We start from the raw sequence: 3,778 nt of genomic DNA on the forward strand, positions 1-3,778 counted from the left end.
CGACGACGCCATCGAGTGCCTGTCGCCAACTGACGAGCTGCATGATGAACTGATCGCCCAGCGCGACGCGCTGCGAACCGCGATCGTCAAGATTTTCGAAGCGGTTTGATCCGATTTCCCAAAGGAAGCCTAAGATGAGCACTACGACAGATGCGCTGAACAGCGCCAAGGACCATATTGTCGACGCGGCCCACGCAGAGGCGGAAGACGCGCGCGCAAGAACAGTCGATTCCATTGAAACCGCTGGGCGTGCTGCGCAAGCGGCTGGCGACACATTCCAGCCTGATACCTTGCAAGCCGCTGCGCTTGACCAGATCGGCGCGCAGATCAATTCGGTCGCCGCACAGCTGCGCAGCAAACCCGTCGACGAAATGGTCGATGATGTTGCGGTATTTGCCCGAAAGAACCCGCTGCTCTTTCTTGGCGGCGCGGCGCTTGTGGGCTTTGCGGCCGCGCGGTTCCTGAAATCCGGCAATGGGTCCGGACATGTGTCTGACGACGGCGACGATCCGTGGTCGGGTCACCTGTCACACGTCGAGGCGCGCAAGTGACCCAGCCGACTGAACACCCCGGCGATCTGCGCAGTCTGATCGCAGGCATCCTGACCGAAGCCCGTGCGCTTCTCCGCACGGAATTGCAGCTCGCCCGGCGCGAACTGTCCGATAATGCCGCGCGCGCAGGGTCCGGGCTAGTTCTGTTCGCCCTCGCCACTCTCGTGGCGCTGGTCGGCCTCGGCGCTTTGGCGACCGCCGCTATCCTCGGTGTCGCTGCGTTGGGTATGCCCTATCACTGGGCCGCCCTGATCGTTGCCGCTGTGTGCCTTCTTGCCGCGCTGGCAATGGCGCTGATCGGGAAGGCGCGTCTTTCGACCGCGACGCTCACCCCCAAGCGCACCCTCAAACAAGTCAAGTCCGACATAGACGCAGTCAAGGAGATGGCCCGTGCCTAACGCAGATCAACTCGAACGAACCGCCGAAGCCCATAGGGCGCATCTGACGGGTCACATTACTGCTCTGTCCGACGCGATCAATCCTGAAGCCACGGCGAAACGTGCCGTCGGTCAGACAGCAGACTTGGGTCAAACAGTGGCCAAAACACTGATTGATGGTGCCATGCGGAATCCGTCCGGACTTGCGCTGATCGGCATAGGCGCCGCCGTGATCGCGCTCAACTCGGGCCGAAGGACGGACATGCGCCAACCGGCTGCTGGCGAAATGGAAAACTACGATGACCGGATTGCCCGTGCAGACCGGCAGATGAAGGCGCGTGAACAGGCGCAATCCGGGCGCTTTGCCGGATCGCAGTCTGCGTCGCGTCTGCGCAAAACGCTGGATCAGGGATTGGACAGACTCTCGCCGGACGCCCGCGCCCGCGTCACGGAGGCACGTCTCAAGGTGATCGACGCACAGGAAAAACTGGACCGTCAGGCGCGCCGCGCGGCTCAGCAAGCCAGTGCCGCGCACCAAAGCCAGCCATTCCTCACCGGCGCGCTTGTTGCCGGGATCGGGGCATTGATCGGCGCGCTTCTTCCTTCCACCAAGGTTGAAGAAGATCTGATGGGTGCCACACGCGACAAGATGATGCGTGATGCCGAAGCGGTCCTGCGTGACGAATTGGCCAAACTCGAACGTCAGGGCAAAGCAGCGGTCGAATCCGGCCTGCGCGAAGCCCGCGCCGAGTTTGCCGATGCGAGCCCGGCCAATAGATGATCGCACATCCCGAGACGCGTGCCCGTCTTCAGACCGTGTCCATCGCGCTGGTCGCGCTGGTCGCGGTTGTGACCGCCCTCAAGCTTTCCCAAGGATTGCTGGCACCGGTGACACTTGGATTGGTCGTCGCCATCGTCGCAGCACCCGGCATGCGTCTGCTGGCCCGCTTGGGCGTTCCGCGCGCGGTCAGTGCCAGCATCAGCCTCGTTTTCGTAGGCGCACTCACCGTCCTGTTGATTGCCGGGCTGGGCCCGATTGTGATGGACCTGATCGGTCAAGTGCCCCGGATCGAAGACGAAATCCGCTGGTGGATCATCGACGCGAGCCGGGCCATCCGCGGGCTTGAAGCAGTCCAGTTCGAACTGGAACAAAGCTTGGCCGAAAACGGCGAAGCTGTTGAAGAGGCTATGCCCGGCCTACTTGACGCTTTGTCGGTCGCGCCGAATTTCGCGGCGCAATTGCTGACTTTCGCCGGAACGTTTTTCTTCTTTACCCTGACACAGAACGAGATTTACGCGGCTTTCAAGGGGCACGCGGCCTCTTTGCGTCAGGCCGACAAGGCCGTATCGCATTACTTCGTCACCGTGACCGTCATCAATGCCGGTCTGGGAGCCGCTGTATTTACCGCCATGACTGCGATTGGCGTGCCCAATCCGATCCTTTGGGGTGCTGCGGCATTCATTCTTAATTTCGTTCTTTATCTTGGACCCGTGATGCTTCTGATCGCGTTCGGGGTGGTCGGTTTCACCCAGTTCAATGGAGCCTATGCCCTTTTGCCTCTTGTGACCTATTTTTTGCTGAACATGACCGAAGCTCAATTCGTAACGCCAACCCTCGTCGGTCAGCGCCTGCAGCTGAACCCGCTGGTGGTTTTCCTCGCCATCCTCTTTGGACTGTGGCTCTGGGGTCCGATCGGTGGAGTTGTCTCGCTTCCCGTGCTGGTCTGGGTGACGGCCTACCTGACCCACGCCCCGGCCCCGACCGCAAAACAAGACCCCGATTTCGCACAAGCACAGGTGTAACATGATCCCGACCAAACCCACCTTTGCAGCACTGCCATTTGAACTTAATTCGGACGGGGACCAGCGTCTCTGCGGCATCGAAATCGAATTCGCCGGACCGACGGAGCTGGAAACAGGCAATCTGATCGCCAAGGAATTCGGCGGCACCGTTGTGGATGGCGGAGATCACAGCGTCACCGTCACCGATACCCGTTTTGGGGATATCAAGGTCGAATTAGACATCAGTCTGCGCAAACGCGAAGACCTGCCTTTCCTGAAAGAAGGATTGGACGCCATGCGCGGCTTGATTCCGGTCGAAGTGGTGACCCCGCCTCTCAGCCGTGCGCAGTTGGAAGAGTTCAACTCGATCTGTGATGGCCTGCGACGCATCGGGGCCATGGGTTCGCGAAGCGGCGTTCTTTTGGGGTTTGGGGTGCACGTCAACCCCGAGGTGGTGTCCCCGGATCACCGCTTTACGATTGATACGATCACAGCTTATGCCATGCTCGAACCCTGGTTGAGGCAGAAGGAACAGGTCGACACAACACGCCGCGTGATGCCGTTTATTGGCGTGTGGCCGAAAGACCTGATCTCGGATTTGGCGAAGAACGACTATGACAGCCTTGCCGACCTGATGCGCATGGCCGCCGGACATATCCAAAGCCGCAACCTCTCGCTTGATCTGTTGCCGCTGTTCAAACACGCAGAACCCGATCTCTTTGCCGACCTGTTCGACATCCAAGACAAGACGGCCGCACGTCCGACTTTTCATTTTCGTCTGCCGGACAGCCGGATCGACGAGCCTGACTGGTCGCTGCGCCAGCCCTGGCAGTTGTGGCGGCAGGTCGAACTGGTCGCCGCTAATGAACCGTTGCTGGCCGCGTTGCGGGATGCATGGAGGACCCATGACGCCGCATGGTTCGAGCGCAAATCCATATGGATCAAAACCATCGACGCGCTTTTGCAGGACCACGACGTCAAGGCCGAGTTATGACCCGCCCAGTCATCGCCGTCACCACATCGAACCGGACCGGCTGGCGCGTCTTTCCGCTCATCAACCTGAATCTC

Annotated in this window: 5 protein-coding genes; all 5 read left to right on the forward strand. The window is 60.4% G+C overall.

What is annotated here, in order from left to right:
- Window positions 1-134: 134 nt before the first annotated feature.
- Genes JJ869_RS22620 through JJ869_RS22640 form a run of 5 tightly spaced genes read left to right on the forward strand, consistent with a single transcriptional unit; the run spans window position 135 to window position 3,704 of the window.
- Entirely contained in the window at window positions 135-551 is a 417-nt protein-coding gene (locus JJ869_RS22620) for a hypothetical protein (protein WP_292271071.1), read from the forward strand.
- Window positions 548-949 (forward strand): phage holin family protein, encoded by a 402-nt coding sequence (locus JJ869_RS22625; RefSeq protein ID WP_292271072.1) that lies wholly within the window; start codon window positions 548-550, stop codon window positions 947-949. The genes JJ869_RS22620 and JJ869_RS22625 overlap by 4 nt, the downstream gene beginning before the upstream one ends.
- Window positions 942-1,709 carry a hypothetical protein gene (locus tag JJ869_RS22630; RefSeq protein ID WP_292271074.1) on the forward strand — a complete coding sequence of 256 codons (768 nt, stop codon included), beginning with the start codon at window positions 942-944 and terminating at the stop codon, window positions 1,707-1,709. Before JJ869_RS22625 ends, JJ869_RS22630 begins: the two co-directional genes overlap by 8 nt.
- A complete protein-coding gene (locus JJ869_RS22635) occupies window positions 1,706-2,731 on the forward strand; it encodes an AI-2E family transporter (protein WP_292271076.1) in 1,026 nt (341 codons plus the stop codon). Before JJ869_RS22630 ends, JJ869_RS22635 begins: the two co-directional genes overlap by 4 nt.
- A 1-nt stretch (window position 2,732) precedes the next feature.
- Window positions 2,733-3,704, forward strand: coding sequence for an amidoligase family protein (locus JJ869_RS22640; RefSeq protein ID WP_292271078.1), 972 nt, complete (start codon window positions 2,733-2,735; stop codon window positions 3,702-3,704).
- The last annotated feature ends 74 nt before the right edge of the window (window positions 3,705-3,778 follow it).

The sequence above is a fragment of the Marivita sp. genome (assembly GCF_017643905.1).
GTDB lineage: Bacteria > Pseudomonadota > Alphaproteobacteria > Rhodobacterales > Rhodobacteraceae > Marivita.

Coding starts and splice junctions, on each gene's coding strand:
- JJ869_RS22640 (WP_292271078.1), top strand. CDS start 2,733: ATGATCCCGACCAAACCCACCTTTGCAGCACTGCCATTTGAACTTAAT.
- JJ869_RS22635 (WP_292271076.1), top strand. CDS start 1,706: ATGATCGCACATCCCGAGACGCGTGCCCGTCTTCAGACCGTGTCCATC.
- JJ869_RS22620 (WP_292271071.1), top strand. CDS start 135: ATGAGCACTACGACAGATGCGCTGAACAGCGCCAAGGACCATATTGTC.